This window comes from Echinicola marina, assembly GCF_020463795.1.
GTDB lineage: Bacteria > Bacteroidota > Bacteroidia > Cytophagales > Cyclobacteriaceae > Echinicola > Echinicola marina.
On the sequence record NZ_CP080025.1, the window covers coordinates 42395 to 60000 of the forward strand.

The 17606-nt window shown below is 38.9% G+C and carries 15 protein-coding genes and 2 rRNA genes (1 of these 17 cut by a window edge); 8 read left to right on the forward strand and 9 right to left on the reverse strand.

Going from position 1 to position 17606, the window contains the following annotated elements; genetic code table 11:
* The first annotated feature begins 4 nt into the window (after positions 1-4).
* The 3 genes from rpsI to tsf all read left to right on the forward strand — a co-directional run bounded on the left by rpsI (position 5) and on the right by tsf (position 2181).
* A complete protein-coding gene (rpsI, locus tag KZP23_RS00220) occupies positions 5-391 on the forward strand; it encodes a 30S ribosomal protein S9 (RefSeq protein WP_226334181.1) in 387 nt (128 codons plus the stop codon).
* A gap of 42 nt (positions 392-433) precedes the next feature.
* On the forward strand, positions 434-1198 hold the full coding sequence (gene rpsB, locus KZP23_RS00225; RefSeq protein WP_186758463.1) for a 30S ribosomal protein S2: 765 nt from the start codon (positions 434-436) through the stop codon (positions 1196-1198).
* Between the two features lie 152 nt (positions 1199-1350).
* On the forward strand, positions 1351-2181 hold the full coding sequence (gene tsf, locus KZP23_RS00230) for a translation elongation factor Ts (protein ID WP_226334182.1): 831 nt from the start codon (positions 1351-1353) through the stop codon (positions 2179-2181).
* Positions 2182-2244: 63 nt separating this feature from the next.
* Here tsf and KZP23_RS00235 read toward each other — a convergent pair whose 3' ends face one another.
* Entirely contained in the window at positions 2245-3534 is a 1290-nt protein-coding gene (locus KZP23_RS00235) for an aminopeptidase P family protein (protein WP_226334183.1), read from the reverse strand.
* 274 nt (positions 3535-3808) lie between these two features.
* Between KZP23_RS00235 and KZP23_RS00240 the strand changes: the two genes are divergently transcribed.
* The 4 genes from KZP23_RS00240 (at position 3809) to KZP23_RS00255 (ending at position 8395) form a co-directional block, all read left to right on the forward strand.
* On the forward strand, positions 3809-5038 hold the full coding sequence (locus tag KZP23_RS00240; protein WP_226334184.1) for a M16 family metallopeptidase: 1230 nt from the start codon (positions 3809-3811) through the stop codon (positions 5036-5038).
* 2 nt (positions 5039-5040) lie between these two features.
* Positions 5041-5685: an O-methyltransferase gene (locus KZP23_RS00245; protein WP_226334185.1), complete on the forward strand. Its 645-nt coding sequence runs from the start codon at positions 5041-5043 to the stop codon at positions 5683-5685.
* 85 nt (positions 5686-5770) lie between these two features.
* Positions 5771-7348 (forward strand): LysM peptidoglycan-binding domain-containing protein, encoded by a 1578-nt coding sequence (locus KZP23_RS00250; RefSeq protein WP_226334186.1) that lies wholly within the window; start codon positions 5771-5773, stop codon positions 7346-7348.
* Between the two features lie 54 nt (positions 7349-7402).
* A complete protein-coding gene (locus KZP23_RS00255; RefSeq protein WP_226334187.1) occupies positions 7403-8395 on the forward strand; it encodes a DUF3078 domain-containing protein in 993 nt (330 codons plus the stop codon).
* Here KZP23_RS00255 and KZP23_RS00260 read toward each other — a convergent pair.
* The 6 genes from KZP23_RS00260 to KZP23_RS00285 all read right to left on the reverse strand — a co-directional run bounded on the left by KZP23_RS00260 (position 8392) and on the right by KZP23_RS00285 (position 15254).
* The gene (locus tag KZP23_RS00260) at positions 8392-8886 is read right to left on the reverse strand and encodes a DNA polymerase III subunit gamma/tau (RefSeq protein ID WP_226334188.1); all 495 of its coding nucleotides are present in this window, start codon (positions 8884-8886) and stop codon (positions 8392-8394) included. The genes KZP23_RS00255 and KZP23_RS00260 overlap by 4 nt on opposite strands.
* Positions 8887-8978: 92 nt before the next feature.
* Positions 8979-10124: a DNA polymerase III subunit gamma/tau gene (locus KZP23_RS00265; protein WP_226334189.1), complete on the reverse strand. Its 1146-nt coding sequence runs from the start codon at positions 10122-10124 to the stop codon at positions 8979-8981.
* A 112-nt stretch (positions 10125-10236) separates the two neighbouring features.
* Entirely contained in the window at positions 10237-12015 is a 1779-nt protein-coding gene (locus KZP23_RS00270) for a polysaccharide biosynthesis protein (protein WP_317198027.1), read from the reverse strand.
* A 337-nt stretch (positions 12016-12352) separates the two neighbouring features.
* Positions 12353-12979 carry a sugar transferase gene (locus KZP23_RS00275; RefSeq protein ID WP_226334190.1) on the reverse strand — a complete coding sequence of 209 codons (627 nt, stop codon included), beginning with the start codon at positions 12977-12979 and terminating at the stop codon, positions 12353-12355.
* Between the two features lie 7 nt (positions 12980-12986).
* The gene (locus tag KZP23_RS00280; RefSeq protein ID WP_226334191.1) at positions 12987-14108 is read right to left on the reverse strand and encodes an aminotransferase class I/II-fold pyridoxal phosphate-dependent enzyme; all 1122 of its coding nucleotides are present in this window, start codon (positions 14106-14108) and stop codon (positions 12987-12989) included.
* A 147-nt stretch (positions 14109-14255) separates the two neighbouring features.
* The gene (locus KZP23_RS00285; protein WP_226334192.1) at positions 14256-15254 is read right to left on the reverse strand and encodes an MraY family glycosyltransferase; all 999 of its coding nucleotides are present in this window, start codon (positions 15252-15254) and stop codon (positions 14256-14258) included.
* Here KZP23_RS00285 and KZP23_RS00290 point away from each other — a divergent pair.
* A complete protein-coding gene (locus KZP23_RS00290) occupies positions 15253-15468 on the forward strand; it encodes a hypothetical protein (RefSeq protein ID WP_226334193.1) in 216 nt (71 codons plus the stop codon). The two genes, KZP23_RS00285 and KZP23_RS00290, sit on opposite strands and share 2 nt — an antisense overlap.
* Positions 15469-15684: 216 nt before the next feature.
* Here the strand turns inward: KZP23_RS00290 and rrf are convergent.
* Together rrf and KZP23_RS00300 are read right to left on the reverse strand one after the other, a co-directional pair.
* Positions 15685-15796: ribosomal RNA gene (rrf, locus tag KZP23_RS00295) — 5S ribosomal RNA — on the reverse strand.
* An 83-nt stretch (positions 15797-15879) separates the two neighbouring features.
* Positions 15880-17606: ribosomal RNA gene (locus KZP23_RS00300) — 23S ribosomal RNA — on the reverse strand (it continues 1150 nt past the right edge of the window).

Sequence of the window (17606 nt, forward strand, 5' to 3'; positions counted from 1 at the left end):
ATTCATGGAAGTTATCAATACAATCGGTAGAAGAAAAACATCTGTTGCAAGGATCTATATGAAGCCGGGCAAAGGTGAAATCACTGTAAATAACAGAAGCATAGAATCTTATTTCCCGTTTGACCTGCATCAGATTGTTGTTAAACAGCCTCTTACTTTAGTTAATGAAGGCGAAACTTACGATATCAAAATCAATGTAGACGGCGGCGGAATCAAAGGACAAGCAGAAGCAGCCAGAATGGCTATCTCAAGAGCCCTTTGTGAAATCAATGAAGAGCACAGACCTGCATTGAAGAAAGAAGGATTCCTTACTCGTGACCCAAGAATGGTTGAACGTAAGAAACCAGGACGTAGAAAAGCTAGAAGAAGATTCCAGTTCTCTAAACGTTAATCTGGATCATACTCAGATATTATTTAAAACATATATATTTAAATGGCTAAAATCGAATATAAAGACTTACTGGATGCTGGTGTTCACTTCGGACACTTAACAAGAAAGTGGGATCCTAGAATGGCGCCGTATATCTTCATGGAGAAGAACGGTATCCACATCATTGATCTAAACAAAACGCTCGTTTGCCTTGAAGAAGCATCCAACGCAATCAAGCAAATCGTACGCTCCGGCAAAAAAGTGATGTTCGTAGCGACTAAGAAACAAGCTAAGGACTTGGTAGCTGAAGAAGCTGCAAGATTGAAAATGCCTTTCGTAACGGAAAGATGGTTAGGTGGTATGATGACCAACTTCGCTACTATCCGTAAGTCATTGAAGAAGATGTCTTCCATCGACAAGTTGATGAAAGAAGAATCTTATACTAGCTTGGCTAAGAGAGAGCGTTTGATGATCACTAGACAGCGTCAAAAATTGGAAAATGTATTGGGAGGTATTGCTGACCTAACTCGTCTTCCAGCTGCGCTTTTCGTGATCGATATCAAAAGAGAACACATTGCTATTGCCGAAGCCAAAAAGCTTGGTATCCCTGTATTCGCATTGGTAGATACAAACTCTAACCCTGGTGAGGTGGACTTCCCAATCCCAGCCAATGACGATGCATTTAAATCCATTTCACTTTTGGTGAAAGCCGTTGGTTCAGCAATTGAAGAAGGTCTTTCTGAAAGAAAGAAAGATAAGGAAGAGGCTAAACTCTCTGAGGAAGAAGAAGCAAAAAAAGCTGCTGACGCTGCCGAAACCAAAGAGTAATCCACTATGATTTAATAATAACAGAAAATTGAACATACGGTAAACTACCTATGTTCAATTTTTTTGTTATTACCCCTTCGTTTCAGGATTTTGTTCTGCAGCGAGACATTAAAATTAAAAGTCATCATTATCATAATTAAAAATATCTAACAATGGCTATTACTGCACAAGAGGTAAACAAACTAAGACAAATGACTGGTGCCGGTATGATGGACTGTAAAAAGGCCCTTACCGAAGCTGAAGGAGATTTTGAAAAAGCGGTTGATATTTTAAGAAAAAAAGGACAAAAAGTATCTGCTTCCCGTGCAGACCGCGAAACTAAAGAGGGTGTAGTAGTTACTAGCGTAAGTGCTGACAAGTCTAAAGGTGTACTTATCACTCTTACTTGTGAAACTGACTTCGTAGCTAAAAATGAAGAATTCGTAGCATTTGCTAACGCCATTCTTGACCTAGCGGTTGAAAAGGAAGCGGCTAGCAAAGACGAAATCCTTGCATTGCCATACGAAAATATTACAGTAGGTGAAAAAATCATCGAAATGACTGGTAAAATCGGTGAGAAAATCGAAATCAGTAACTTCGAAGTAGTTAAAGGTGAAGCCGTTGTCCCTTATATCCACTCTAACGGTAAATTGGGTGTACTTGTAGCTCTTAATAACGTTAGTGGTGCTGATGTTGAAGAAGCTGGTAAAGATGTAGCCATGCAAATTGCTGCCATGAACCCAGTTGCTGTTGACAAAGATGGCGTTGATGCTTCTGTAGTAGAAAGAGAAATCGCCGTTGGTAAAGAGCAAGCCCTAGCTGAAGGTAAGCCTGAAGCCATGATTGAAAAAATCGCTTTGGGTAAACTGAACAAGTTCTACAAAGAGAACACTTTGCTAAGCCAAGCATTCGTTAAAGACAACAGCAAAACAATCTCTCAGTACCTTGACGGTGTTTCTAAAGGTCTTACTGTAGTAGACTTCAAAAGAATTGCTATCGGATAATTCATTCCGAAACAGTATAAAACAAAAAACCGCAGACCGAAAGGATTGCGGTTTTTTTATTCCCTAATAATTCATCAATGCTTCTATTTCCTCTACTTCAATAGGGATATTCTTCATTAAATCTAAATTCTTGTCTTTCCCTATCACATAATCGTTCTCCAATCTAACACCTATCCCCTCTTCACGAATATAAATACCTGGCTCGACCGTAAATACCATTCCTTCCTCGACAGGTTCAAAAACAGATCCCACATCATGCACATCCAACCCCAAGTGATGAGATGTGCCATGCATAAAATACTTTCTATACAATGGATTAGAAGGATCCTGCCGTTTAATGTCCATTTTATCCAACAACCTCAATTCGATCAGCTCTGACTCCATTATCTTCCCAACCTCTTTTTGATATTCCTGAATCAACACCCCAGGCCGAAGCATCGATACAGCCTCTCTTTTCACCCTCAAAACAGCCTCATACACCGATTTTTGCCGGGGGGTAAACCGGCCATTTACAGGAATGGTCCTAGTCATATCAGCATTATAGTTTCCATATTCAGCTCCTACGTCCATTAGGATCAATTCACCAGAATTGCATAACTGATTGTTTTCCAAATAATGTAAAACACAACTATTCTTTCCCGACCCGATAATAGGTTCATAGGCAAATCCCCTACTGCCATTTCTTAAGAATTCATGCATAAACTCGGCCTCTATCTCATATTCCCTCACACCAGGTTTCACAAAATCCAACACTCTCCTAAACCCCTTTTCAGTAATATCACAGGCGCGCTGAATTTGATCAATTTCATCTTGCTCCTTCACAGATCTTAAACGCTCCATAATTGGAGCCAACCTTTCATAATTATGCAATGGAAAAGCATCTTTTACCTTTTTATTATAGCGTGTGTTTCTTGTCTCCACTGCATTGTGAGCTCCCCTATGTTCATTGGTATGGAGTAATATATGATTACAGTAGCCCATTAGCTGTTGCAATACCGTTCCATACTCAGAACTCCACCTTATATGTTTTACTCCAGAAATTTCAGTGGCAGCAGCTTTGCTCAACTTATTTCCTTCCCAAATAGCTATATGTTCGTTTGTTTCCTTAACAAAAAGAATTTCGCGCATACCCTCATTAGGAAAATCCGGGCACATCAATAAAATGGTATCCTCTTGATCTATTCCACAGAGATAAAAAAGATCATTATTCTGCCTGAACTTCATCGTCCCGTCAGCATTGGTAGGCATCAAATCATTGGAATGCAAAATAACCAAAGACCTAGGTTCTAATGCTTTGGCTAGTTTATCTCTGTTTTTTTTATAAAAGGATTGATTTATAGGTGTATATCTCATCTTTTTTTTGAATAGTCCATTCTTACAAACAAACCCAGGTATTACTTTTTCTCTCCGAAATTAACTGACTTCCTCGCTAACCTCCCCAACATCCTTTAGACTAAGACTGTAAATGCTAATTTCCTGATTGACTTCAAATGTCAGCCAGCCCCATAGAACCGTCATAACTCACAGCCTCTTCACTAAATTAAAAATAACATATTTATTACCTTCAAAAAAATATCCAGACAATGTACATTATTTTCGTAATTTCAAAGCTGAAAGCATTTATTACATGTCATATAACATCAAGGAATTACAGAACGGAATCCGAATTGTCCATCAAGAAGTCAATCACACTAGATTAGTACACTGCGGATTTATTCTTGATATTGGAAGCAGAGATGAAACGTTAGAGCAGGCTGGTTTGGCTCATTTTTGGGAACATATGGCCTTCAAAGGTACTACAAAAAGAAAAGCCTTTCATATTTTAAATCGCCTCGAATCTGTCGGAGGAGAATTAAATGCCTATACTACTAAAGAAAAAATCTGCTTCTACTCCTCCATTTTAAAAGAACATTTCAATAAAGCCGCAGAACTTCTCTATGATATTACTTTCCACAGTACTTTTCCCGAGAAACAAATAGAAAAGGAAAGACAAGTAATTCTCGAGGAAATGGCCATGTACAGAGATTCTCCAGATGATGCCATTCAGGATGAATTTGATGAGGTCGTATTCCAAAACCACTCTTTGGGAAGAAATATACTTGGCACAGAAGAAACGGTTAACTCCTTCAGCCAATCCGACTTTTTCGATTTTATCTCCACCAGAATGGACACCTCCAAAATCGTCTTTTCTGTCGTTGGAAACATTTCATTTAAAAAAGTGCTAAATCAATTGGAACCCAAATTAAATGAGATTCCGATCAAAAAGAGTCTTTATATAAGAAGTGATTTTGGTCATTATGTCCCACAGCATAAAACAGTATATAAGGATATTACCCAATCACATTGTGCTATCGGAAAACCAGCCTTTTCCTTATACCACCCTAAAAGGTTTAAACTTTTCCTCCTCAACAATATTTTAGGTGGCCCCAGCATGAACTCAAGGCTAAACCTTTCGCTAAGGGAAAAATATGGCTACGTTTATAGTGTAGAATCAGCCTATCAAGTATACAAAGACACTGGTTTTGTAGGCATATTTTATGGTACTGAAGAAAGGACAGCAAAAAAAGCCAGAAACTTAGTAATGCGTGAGCTCAGAAAATTAAGAGAGAAAAAACTAGGCTCGCTACAGCTTCATATGGCTAAAGAGCAAGCTATAGGTCAAATGGCCATGGCTGAAGAAAATTATGCCGCTTTGATGCTGGTTTTTGGCAAAAACCTACTTGACAAAGGAAAAATAGAATCTCTTGATCATATTTTTGATATAATTAGGAATACCAGTTCCGAGGAGCTTCAGGATATTGCTCAAGAAGTATTCATGGAGGATCAATTAAGCTTTCTAACCTATTTACCCAACTAACAATGGAATTCATCAGCGAACAATTACAAAACTATTGTGAAGAACATACCAGCCCTGAAGACGAGCTATTACAACTCATCAGCAGGGAGACGCATGCAAAAGTGCTAATGCCACGCATGCTTTCAGGACATCTCCAAGGCAAAACCCTTGAATTGTTCACCAAAATGCAAAATCCCAAAACCGTCCTAGAAATAGGCACCTACACCGGCTACTCGGCCATATGCATGGCAAGAGGTCTAAGTAAAGACGGCAGATTGATCACATTGGATAAAAATGATGAATTAGAAGATATGGTCAGGGGATTTTTTGAGAAATCGGGATTATCAGACCAAATCGATTACAAGCTGGGCAATGCCTTAGATATCATTCCTGAATTAAATGAAACTTTTGATATGGTCTTCATTGATGCTGATAAAAAGAATTATATCAATTATTATAATTTGATCATTGATAAAGTTAGTAAAGGAGGCTTGATCATGGCTGACAATGTGCTCTGGTCAGGAAAAGTACTCAAAGATACTTCAGAGAAAATCGATAAAGACACCAAGGTAATCATGGACTTTAATGACATGATACAATCTGACCCAAGAGTAGAAAATGTACTATTTCCCATCCGAGATGGCATTATGATGGCCAGAAAACTATAGCTATGGTCAATAAACTTTAATTACTATATTAGGATAAACACCAAAACGTTATTTATCTGATCGGTTTCAATTTTCTTTCACCAGTATGAAATTCTCCTTCCGCCAAAACGTCATATTCGGGCTAGGCCTCTTTTTTATATTTCTTTCCTCTATACTGTATGCACAGACACCTAAGGTACCAAGCAGCATCCAATTTGCAGGAATGACCATACAACTCAATGATCAAGCACAAAGAGACATACAGCTAGATGTGGACGCACTTTGTAGAAGTGAACGTTTTTTCAATATGAAACTGGAAAGGGTCAATCTCTACATGCCGATCATTGAAAGAGTACTCCATGAACAAGGCGTTCCCAATGACATCAAATATTTGGTTATCCAGGAAAGTGGACTAATACCTGATGCCGTCTCCACATCCAATGCTGTTGGTTTTTGGCAGTTTAAAAAAGGGACTGCCCATGAGGTTTTCCTGCAGGTAGATGGCCAAATAGATGAAAGAAAAAACATAGCTGCTTCAACAAGAGGTGCAGCCATCTACCTCAAAAAGCACAACAATTATTTTGACAACTGGGTTTGTGCATTAGTTTCCTACCAAATGGGACTTGGAGGAGCCAAAAATTACTTTGGAAGTAAATACAACGGCCATTCTAGCATGAAAATCACCAAGGCTAGCCACTGGTATTTCAAAAAATACCTGGCTCATAAAATAGCCTTTGAGAACCATATTGGTAAATTCACTAGTAACCAGTATTTAAAAGAAGTCTCCGTCCAAGGACCTATAACCGTTAAGGCACTTTCTAAAAACCTTGGCATCTCTGAAACTGAGCTCAAAGAATACAATAAGTGGATCACAGGGAACAAAATCCCTGAAGGTAAAAGCTATTCACTCGTCTACTTAGCTTCTGGTACTGCACCAGTAACACCCTTACTTACTTCATCTGCCAGCAGTGAAAGTAATTCAAACCAGTACAGCCTACCGGCAGAGGGATTTAAAAACGCATCAGGCTACCCCAAAATAACCGGTAAGCAAGCACAGCCATTTGAGTCTGGTCAAATCAAAGTAAACGGCATCAAGGGAATACAGGCCGTTGTAAATAGCACGACAGAAGCATTTGCCGAAAAAATAGGTATAAAAGAAAGTAAATTTAGAAGAAGAAATGACCTTTCAAAGAATGATCATGTACAACGAGGCCATTATTATTATACCAAACGAAAAAAATCCAAGTCGGATGTCCCACACCATATTGTTCAAAAAGGAGAAACACTATGGAGTATTTCCCAAGCTTATGGAATCAGATTACACTCTCTAAAAGCAAAAAACAGGATTTACAAAGATGAAGATCTATTGGTCGGTATGGTCTTAAATTTACAAAAATATAGAGGCAGAAATGAAGACATCAAAATTATGACTGTTACCCCTGTCAATCAACAAGCCAGTTCTGCTCCTTCAAAAACAAAAGCAAACTCCTCCTCAAAACAAGAGATACAACCAAAACTTAACCCAGTCAGCAATAATATTACCCATACCGTTTCCCAAGGAGAAACGCTTTACGCCATTGCTAGAAAATATGGTGTCTCTGTTTCGGAAATCCAAACATGGAACAATATCCAAAACCAAACAGTCATCAAAATAGGGCAAAAGTTAATCATCAAAAAGAACTAATTAGAATTGAATAAGAAACGTATCTTTACGTATAAATTCAAACTCCATCCAGGAATGTCACGGTATTTTACCATTTTTATAACGACTCTCTTATTTTCAGGCTTATTTCATAAAGCATGGGGCCAGGACAATAAAATAGTTCCTGACACTATCATGATCAATGGAGACACCTTAATCATGCTAGGAGACTCTCTGATCATCAAGGAAGAGGTAAAACAAAACTACTGGAAAAAGGGAGGTAATTACAACCTAAGTATTCAACAAGTAAGCCTTTCGAACTGGGCGGCAGGGGGAGCAAGTTCCTTTGCACTAAATACCGGCGTCAACCTTTTTGCCAACTATAAAAAAGGTGGGCGAATATGGGACACAAAGCTAACAGTCAACTTTGGATTTAACAGACAAACTGAAAGATCATTTAAGACGCGAAAAACCAATGATAACTTTAAGTTTGTAAGTAAGTACGGCAGAGAACTATCAAAAGGCTTTTATTTATCTACTCAGCTTGAAGCTCGAACGCAGTTATTAAAGGGGTACAAATACTTCAAGCCAGCCAATTCAGAAATGGAAGATAGAGATCTAATCTCAGACTTCCTAAGCCCTGCATATATTCAATCTTCCACTGGTCTTAACTTCCAAAAAGACAAAGATGGATTTAAATTATCCTCCATATTATCGCCTTTTACAGGCCGTTTCACCATTGTAGCCAACGACTCATTAAGTCAAGCTGGCGCATTTGGTATATTGCCTGGTGAAAAAGTAAGACCTGAGGCAGGTGCTTCCTTGGGAGCATCCATAGACACTCGATTGATGAAAAATATAGAATGGAAAGCCGACCTTAACCTCTTCTCCAATTATGGAAAGTTTGGCAATATGGTAGTCAATTTCAATTCAGCCCTCCGCATGAAAGTCAATAAGTACATTAGTACTCGAATAGAGACCGTTCTTATTTATGATGAAAATGTGTTTATAAAACAGGATGATGGCAGCAAATCACAAGTTATTCAGTTTCAGAACCTGATCAACTTCGGCTTGGGGCTGGATTTCTAAAAATCTGTTTCTAGTCCAAAACGCTTCTGTAACTCTTTCAATGCTGGGGATTTCTTAGTAAGATAGGCCAATTTATCAGTAGAAGTATATAATTTATCCTCCTCTTTTACCGCTTCCTCCCTAATTTTATAGTGAATTTCAACATAATCATTCTCCAACTTCCTTTTCACAATCCCCATTAACTCGGGCTTAAGTTTGGAAAACAAATGTTCTTGAAGCTCCCCGTTCAGGAAAAAATTAACGCTATTAGCCTCTACTTCAAACGGCTGTTTTAAAAGTGTGATTTCTTGGTATTTCCTTTTTTGCTTGAAATCTAAAATAATCTCTTCAAGCATTGCTCCGAACTTTCCTTTATCAAAAGGCGTATCTCTAAGTTGATCTTCGTTATGAACCTTTACCTGCTCTTTTGCCTTGGATGCTTGCTCTTTCGATTCTTGTATGCTACTTTTTACTTGCCGCTTTACCTCTGTAATATTAGAAGGAATGGACATGGTCTTCTTTACCTCCCTCTTTATGGCGGCATCAGAAACCAAGTCTGCCTGACTTGTAACTTCCTTTGAGGTACTGTTATTTTTCTGCTTAGCTAGTCTTTTTTTTTTATTTCTTCTTGGGCCAATGCGGCTAGCGAAATCGCCTGAGGTAATTTGGCCAGTTTCATCAGTGCTAATTCTACGTGCAAACGTTGATTTTTACTCCCCTTGTATTGCATATCACATTGATTGCAAATATTGAGTGCCGACAACAAAAATGAAAGGCTGGATTTAGCAGCCTGCTCCACATATCTCTCTTGTGCACTTTCTGAGACTTGAAGTAATTCAACTGTGGCCGCATCCTTGCAAACCATTAGATTACGAAAATGCTCACTTAGCCCAACAATAAAATTATGCCCATCAAATCCCTTTTTAAGAATTTCATCAAAAGTGAGCAGCACATTAGAAATACTCTCTTCCAATAAAGCATCCGTCACCTTGAAATAATAATCATAATCCAAGATATGAAGGTTATTGATAGTTTCCTGGTAGGTCAGTTTATTCCCTGCTGAATAAGTCACAATAAGGTCATAGATAGAAAGTGCATCTCGCAAAGCACCATCAGCCTTTGCAGCGATTAGCCTCAATGCTTCATCCTCATATGCAATCTCTTCTTCAGAAGAAATATATTTTAGATGTTCAGCAATATCCTTAATCTGAATACGATTAAAATCAAATATCTGACACCTAGATAGAATCGTAGGAATAATTTTATGCTTCTCTGTAGTGGCCAAAATAAATATGGCGTATTTTGGAGGTTCTTCTAGCGTCTTTAAAAAAGCATTAAATGCTTGAGTGGATAGCATATGAACCTCATCGATAATATAGATTTTGTAAGATCCTTTTTGTGGAGCATATCGCACCTGGTCCACCAAATTCCTAATATCATCTACTGAGTTATTGGAAGCAGCATCTAGTTCATGTACATTAAAGGAACTATTAGTATTGAATGCTTTACAAGAATCACATTCATTACAAGCCTCAAAATCCTCCCTTAAACTTTCACAATTTATGGTCTTAGCCAAAATACGGGCACAGGTAGTTTTCCCCACTCCCCTAGGACCACAAAACAAAAATGCCTGAGCAAGATGATTATTCTTAATGGCATTTTTTAAAGTAGTGGTAATATGCTGTTGCCCTACCACACTTTTAAAATTAGAAGGTCTATATTTTCTGGCTGAGACTACAAAATTTTCCATCACCGCAAGATATAAAATTCCTTTAATTTACTCCTGCAAAAAAAATAAAATCCTACACCAATTTCATCAACAAACTAAAAATCAAACACTTCAATTTAAGCATAATATAAACTTAGTTAAGTCTATCTAACACGGTAAATCTAGAAGTATTACTGATATATTCAGGAACTATCGATTTAACATGCCGCACTATATCCGTTTCAGAATTTAACGCCAATAGTTTCTCAAAATACTCTATCTGGTAATTGATCCTATTAAAAGATATCGGAGCCATCTCTACAACTCTGATTTTAGGATGGTAGGTGATTTTCAACTCCTCAGAATTACATACCAATTCCTCATGCATCTTTTCTCCTTCCCGCAAGCCGGTAAAAACTATCTTAATATCTTTTTCTATCCTTTTCTCACTTAATAAGATCATTTTCTTCGCGAGGTCAAGTATTTTTACAGGCTCACCCATATCAAAAATAAATATTTCCCTTCCTTTGGACATCGCACCAGCCTCCAATATCAATTGACAGGCCTCTCCTATGGTCATGAAATATCTTGTGATATTAGGATCCGTTACAAACACGGGACCACCCTGTTCAATCTGCTTTTTGAACAAAGGAATTACAGACCCATTTGATCCAAGTACATTACCAAATCTGGTTATAGCAAATCTGGTATATTGACCACCTTCCACTTTCATATAATCACTTAATGCCTGTATATACAATTCAGCAATCCGCTTAGAAGCCCCCATCACATTTGTAGGATTTACGGCTTTATCCGTACTTACAAACACAAACTGCTTGACATTATTAATAATGGATAAATCTGCCAAATGTTTTGTGGCCAAAATATTACTACGGATTGCCTCCTCTGGGAAAGTTTCCATCATAGGAACATGCTTGTATGCTGCCGCGTGATAAACGATCTGAGGCTTATAGGTCTTAAAAATATTAGAAATCGCCTTCTTATTTCGAATATCCGTCAATATAGGTTTTACAGGAATCTCCAGTTTTTGGGATTTAAACTCCTGTTCTAAATCATATAGCGCCGATTCAGACTGATCTAACAATATGAGAAGCTTTGGACTATGAATAACTATCTGCCTGCACAGTTCACTGCCTATTGAGCCTGCTGCTCCAGTAACTAGAACTACTTTATTATTAATCTGGGTATAAACATGCGGATTATCGAGTGTAATTTCAGGCCTTGATAAAAGGTCTTCAATCTTTATTTTTCTAATTTTACCGACATTGAATCCTCCTTTCACCCATTCATCTATTGATGGCACAATACTCACCCTTATGCCATACTTAAAACACTCATCAATTATCTCTCTTTTTCTCCTTGGTGAGATATTCATAACAGATATCAACAAATCTGAAATTTTATATTTAACGACTAGTTCTTTGAGATCCTCCAAGCCCAAATAAATAGGAACGCCATCTATAAATTCTCCCTCCTTATCTGGATCATCATCAAGAAAAGCATGAATTTTTTGTTTATAATCACCGTCTTTCCCCAAAACAATCTTTGACAATCTACCAGCTTCCCCAGCTCCAAAAATCAATATATTCTTGACCGGTAGTTTATTCGTAATATAATAGGTATAAACTTCCTTAATTAAACTACGATACAAAATCAAGCTTGAAAACGAAATCAAACTAGCTATTACTAGGACAGATAAAGGCTGAAAATTATCTAAATCAAAACTGCTTTCTATCCAAATCCCAAGTAAAAACGATATAAGAAGGGCTCCGAACACAATCCTGATAACAGATAGAATATTGCTGAAATTTGTTTTGGCAATTTTCCAAATGCAATTCTCACACACTACCATAGCAATCAAGCCTGCCCCTGCAAACAACACCCCATCTTCAATAACAGGATAAGAATCCATTAGGTTTAAATCAAAATTTAGCCTTATAAAAAATGCCAAAATCACTGATTGAAACAAAATGAAAGAGTCAACAAATCGGGTGATCCATTTTATCATCTCAAAATCTTTATCTAAAAATGTCATATTTCCTGATCAAAACCAACAATAATTTTCTAAAAGAATAACTCAATTTAGTTGAACCATTCTAAAAAAACAAATCATAAAGCAATTTTATTGATCTAAAATACATATAACATAATTCAAAAATCAAAATCAACACGAAATTCACGCTATACACAAAAATAAACCACGCATTTACCCAAACTATTTGTTAAAAAACATAAACAAATTACCTCTATCAACTATTAATTTCCTTGCCATTGGTTACATTTCCCCTAAATGGCACAACTCCACCATCATCCCCATATATCCCCTTAGGCCTAAAAATCTGCTTAGCAGATTTAATTAATATCATCAGGTCCAATCCTAAGGATTGATTATTCACATAAAGAACATCATAATAAAATTTCTTCTCCCATGTCAAGCTATTCCTACCATTTACCTGCGCCAAACCTGTTATTCCTGGCTTCACCAAATGCCGCCTAGCTTGTTCCTCATTATAGTATTTCAAATATTCTACCAAAAGCGGGCGAGGGCCAATTAAACTCATATCTCCTTTTAATAGATTATAAAACTGTGGCAGTTCATCCAAGGAATAATTTCGAATAACTCTACCAACACCAGTCAATCTAAGATGATCTGGAAGCAACTCCCCATTATCACCCTTCCTATTACTCATTGTCCTAAACTTTATTATACTGAATATCCTGTTTTGTTTCCCTACTCGTTTTTGAGAAAAAAATGGATTTCCCCTATGATGAAAGGTAAGTATAATTATCAATATTATCAGAATAGGACTTAGTATTACCAAACCCAAAAAGCCTACTCCCCTATCTATTATTGATTTGCAAAATGTAATGTACATCTTTCACCTATCCATGCCTAAAAAAATCAAGAATGGCCCCTGAGGTCTTCTCCAGCTGCTCCTTGGTCAATCCACTACCAGAGGGAAGGCAAATTCCCTTTTCAAAAAGAGTAACCTCATAGTTATCTCCATAATACGCACAATTTTCATATAAGGGCTGGATATGCATTGGCTTCCAAACTGGCCTTGTCTCTATCTTTTTCCCTTCCAGGTATCTTTTCAGGCCTTGTACCATATCGCTATCTGGTAAAACGATGCTTGTAAGCCATCTGTTACTAAAATCCCCTTCAATTCCTTGCTGAAAAGTAATTCCATCATTCGAGCTTAGACGCTCATAATAATGAAAATATGCATCCCTACGTCTTTTAACTTTATCTACCAAACAACTTAACTGTTGAACACCCAATACAGCATTAAGATTACTAAACGCATAATTGTAACCAAGTTGACTATGTTCATAATGTGGTGCAGGATCCTTTGCTTGCAAAGCATAAAAATAGGCCCTTTTCAGGTCCAAGGCATTCTTAGTTACTAATCCTCCCCCACCCCCAGTTGTAATAATTTTATTTGCATTAAAAGATAAAATACCAAAATCCCCAAAAGCACCACACATACCATCAGAAGTATAGCTTCCCAGTGCCTCAGCGGCATCCTCAACAATTGGAACATTATATTTCTTACCTATTGCCATGATTTCTTTTATCCGCGCAGGCATTCCGTATAAATGTACAGGTATTATAGCCCCTACTCTTTTTCCTTTATTTTGTCTATCAACAATCGCTCTTTCAAGAAATTGGGGATCCATATTCCAAGTAGAAGATTCACTTCCGACAAACACTGGGCTAGCACCTAAAAAACAAATAGGATTAGCAGAAGCAGCAAAAGTCAGAGACTGGCATATGACCTCATCTCCTGGTTTTATTCCAGCGGTCAAAAGAGCTAAATGAATAGAAGACGTCCCAGAACTAAACAAACCTAAATGTTCCGCATGTAAAATTTCTCCTAAAGCGCTTCTAAATTCATCTATATAACTCCCTACATAACCTACCTCCTTATTCAATAAGGCCGTACGAAAGTCTTCTAGGTTTTCAATCTCAAATTCTGGTTCAGATAACTTGATCAAGTCCATTAAATATTCCTAAGAGTAGAAAAACAAATAAAATAAAAATTTAGAACTTACTCAGTGATCTACAGAAAAAATAAAATCAATGGTATATAAAACTACCACCAAACTAATATTAAACAAGAAGAGGGCTAAACAACCCTCCAATATATTCTAATTCAAATTCACATTTTCTTTCTCAAGAACTCCCCGATCTATCTTTACTTTACCCCGCAATCCATGATAGGATCTCTGAGACAATACCCGCGGAGAATCGCGCACAATGCATTTTACCCGTCTTAACGTCACTTTATCCAAAACAATACCTGCACTGATGACTAAAACAGAAAATACAGGGAACATAACTATATCTGGCAAACCGTTTAGTACAACAGCTAGACTAATAAACGCAATCTTTACCCCTCCTAATATCATGGTAACTTGATCATGCCTAAACCCCATCCTTAACAAAAAATGGTGCACATGACTTTTATCTGCAGCCATAGGTGACTTACCTTTACTGGCTCTCCTGATAAAAACCCTTAATGTATCATAAAATGGAATAATCATTAATACTATAGCAGTGGTAAGTGGTGCACTAAATTTAAAATCAGACTGTTCAAGTCCCCCATTTACAGAAATGAACTTAATACACATGACCGATAGCGTAAAGCCCAGTGTCAGGGAACCTGTATCTCCCATAAAGATTTTTGCTGGATGCCAATTATATACCAAAAATGACAAAATTGCCCCCACAAATGTAAACGCTATAAAACCAAAAGTATCCTCCCCAGAATAAATAAACCAAGAGCCCAAGAATATAAAAGTGATCAAACTTAAAGAACTCGCAAGCCCATCCAAGCCATCAATCAAATTAAATGCATTCGTAAGCCCTACTATTGCAAATACTGTTAATCCATAACTGAACCAAAGAGGGAGTTCCTCTATCCCTAGAAATCCATAAAAATTAGAAATCCTAACATCCCCTAAAACCACTACAGTAATTATGGCTATTAATTGACCAATCAACTTCTGATAGGCCGTTAATTCAACCAAATCATCTCTCAACCCGAGAATAAACATAATCCCCAAACCTAACAAGAAAAACCTTATTTCCATTAGCTGCATGTAATCCAACCAAATTAATACCCCACTCAGAAGTGCAATAAACATGGCTATTCCTCCCATAGATGGAACCGAATATTTATGGATTTTTCTTCCACCTGGTTTATCTAATATATTCCCTTTTTTGATAAGAAAGATTAATAAAGGTGTAATAATTACCCCAATAAAAAAAGACGTTAAAACTGAAAATGCTAATAACATACAAAAATATTATTTGTTAAAAAAAGGCTACCATTTGGGGCCTACCTATGAAGTCATATAATCTACAATACTATATTATACCAAAGCCAAACTACTTTAAGAATACCCAAAGATAGCCATTTTTTCATAAAGTGTTAGCTAATAAGAAGAAAGCTTAACGATTTTATAATTACAATCAAGCTAATTTAAAATATGCACATCATTTTTACCTTGAAAACTTGGTAAATACAAACAAAAAAAGGCCCCTTTGACATTTCTGTAAAAGGGGCCTGATAGGTGAGGGCGGCGACCTACTCTCCCGGGTGTAACCCCAGTACCATCGGCGCGACAGGGCTTAACTTCTCTGTTCGGGATGGGAAGAGGTGGATCCCCTGCGCCGTACCGCCCAAATTCTTCTGGCTAGGTCGCCTAAGTTCTTGCTATTTATGTTTTTAAAGTACCAATGACTACTTAAAGATAATACAACATTTCCACAGGTAAGCTTTCGGGCTATTAGTACTGCTCAGCTATGCCGTCTCCGGCTTTACACCTGCAGCCTATCAACGTCATCGTCTATGACAACCCTGTACGGAAACCTCATCTCGAGGTGGGTTTCGCACTTAGATGCTTTCAGCGCTTATCCCTTCCGGACGTAGCTACCCGGCAGTGCAGTTGGCACCACAACCGGTACACCAGCGGTCCGTCCAACCCGGTCCTCTCGTACTAAGGTCAGATCCTCTCAAGTTTCCCACGCCCGCAACAGATAGGGACCGAACTGTCTCACGACGTTCTGAACCCAGCTCGCGTGCCACTTTAATGGGCGAACAGCCCAACCCTTGGGACCTTCTCCAGCCCCAGGATGTGACGAGCCGACATCGAGGTGCCAAACCTCCCCGTCGATATGAGCTCTTGGGGGAGATCAGCCTGTTATCCCCAGAGTACCTTTTATCCTTTGAGCGACGGCCCTTCCATACGGTACCGCCGGATCACTATACCCGTGTTTCCACCCTGCTCGGCTTGTCGGCCTCGCAGTCAAGCTCCCTTATGCTATTGCACTCCGCGCACGGTTACCAAGCGTGCTGAGGGAACCTTTGGAAGCCTCCGTTACTCTTTTGGAGGCGACCACCCCAGTCAAACTACCCACCAAACAATGTCTCCCTTGTACAGGGATTAGACACCAAGCAAACAAAGGGCCGTATTTCAACAGTGGCTCCAAAACGCCTGGCGACGCCCCTTCATAGCCTCCGGCCTATCCTACACATCGTTTACCCAATGCCAATGTTAAGCTGCAGTAAAGGTTCATGGGGTCTTTCCGTCCCGTTGCGGGTACGCGGCATCTTCACCGCGACTACAATTTCACCGAGCTCATGGCCGAGACAGTGCCCAGATCGTTACACCATTCGTGCAGGTCGGAACTTACCCGACAAGGAATTTCGCTACCTTAGGACCGTTATAGTTACGGCCGCCGTTTACCGGGGCTTCAGTTCAGCGCTTCTCTTACGATAACGCCCCCCCTTAACCTTCCGGCACCGGGCAGGTGTCAGGCCTTATACTTTGTGTTGCCACTTCGCAAAGCCATGTGTTTTTGATAAACAGTCGCCTGGGCCTTTTCACTGCGGCCTCTCATCTTGCGATGAGTAGGCGCCCCTTCTCCCGAAGTTACAGGGCCATTTTGCCGAGTTCCTTAGCCATGATTCACTCGAGCACCTCAGGATTCTCTCCTTGACCACCTGTGTCGGTTTGCGGTACTGGCATATATACGCTTAACGCTAGAAGATTTTCTTGGAAGTTCTTAGGTCCGCTATCCGCGCTCCCGAAGGATTGCGGTACTATCAGGTTCGGCTAAAGGTGCGCATTTGACTACACCCCCAATACCTACACCCTTCAACCCGGTATTCCGTCACCGGGCGGAACTTTCATCACTCCGTCCCTCCATTGCCTGTATATACGGTACGGGAATATTAACCCGTTGTCCATCGACTGCCCCCTTCGGGTTCGCCTTAGGTCCAGACTGACCCTGATCCGATTAGCGTTGATCAGGAAACCTTGGTCTATCGGTGGGCGGGTTTCTCGCCCGCCTTATCGTTACTTATGCCTACATTTGCTTTTCCAAAAACTCCAGCATACCTGACGGTAAACCTTCGCTGTCGTTGGAATGCTCCCCTACCACTGCATTGCTGCAATCCTACGCTTCGGTAATGTGCTTGATGCCCGATTATC

Coding starts and splice junctions, on each gene's coding strand:
- rpsI (WP_226334181.1), top strand. CDS start 5: ATGGAAGTTATCAATACAATCGGTAGAAGAAAAACATCTGTTGCAAGG.
- rpsB (WP_186758463.1), top strand. CDS start 434: ATGGCTAAAATCGAATATAAAGACTTACTGGATGCTGGTGTTCACTTC.
- tsf (WP_226334182.1), top strand. CDS start 1,351: ATGGCTATTACTGCACAAGAGGTAAACAAACTAAGACAAATGACTGGT.
- KZP23_RS00235 (WP_226334183.1), bottom strand. CDS start 3,534: ATGAGATATACACCTATAAATCAATCCTTTTATAAAAAAAACAGAGAT.
- KZP23_RS00240 (WP_226334184.1), top strand. CDS start 3,809: ATGTCATATAACATCAAGGAATTACAGAACGGAATCCGAATTGTCCAT.
- KZP23_RS00245 (WP_226334185.1), top strand. CDS start 5,041: ATGGAATTCATCAGCGAACAATTACAAAACTATTGTGAAGAACATACC.
- KZP23_RS00250 (WP_226334186.1), top strand. CDS start 5,771: ATGAAATTCTCCTTCCGCCAAAACGTCATATTCGGGCTAGGCCTCTTT.
- KZP23_RS00255 (WP_226334187.1), top strand. CDS start 7,403: ATGTCACGGTATTTTACCATTTTTATAACGACTCTCTTATTTTCAGGC.
- KZP23_RS00260 (WP_226334188.1), bottom strand. CDS start 8,886: ATGTCCATTCCTTCTAATATTACAGAGGTAAAGCGGCAAGTAAAAAGT.
- KZP23_RS00265 (WP_226334189.1), bottom strand. CDS start 10,124: ATGGAAAATTTTGTAGTCTCAGCCAGAAAATATAGACCTTCTAATTTT.
- KZP23_RS00270 (WP_317198027.1), bottom strand. CDS start 12,015: ATGGATTCTTATCCTGTTATTGAAGATGGGGTGTTGTTTGCAGGGGCA.
- KZP23_RS00275 (WP_226334190.1), bottom strand. CDS start 12,979: ATGTACATTACATTTTGCAAATCAATAATAGATAGGGGAGTAGGCTTT.
- KZP23_RS00280 (WP_226334191.1), bottom strand. CDS start 14,108: ATGGACTTGATCAAGTTATCTGAACCAGAATTTGAGATTGAAAACCTA.
- KZP23_RS00290 (WP_226334193.1), top strand. CDS start 15,253: ATGGCTATTCCTCCCATAGATGGAACCGAATATTTATGGATTTTTCTT.
- KZP23_RS00285 (WP_226334192.1), bottom strand. CDS start 15,254: ATGTTTATTGCACTTCTGAGTGGGGTATTAATTTGGTTGGATTACATG.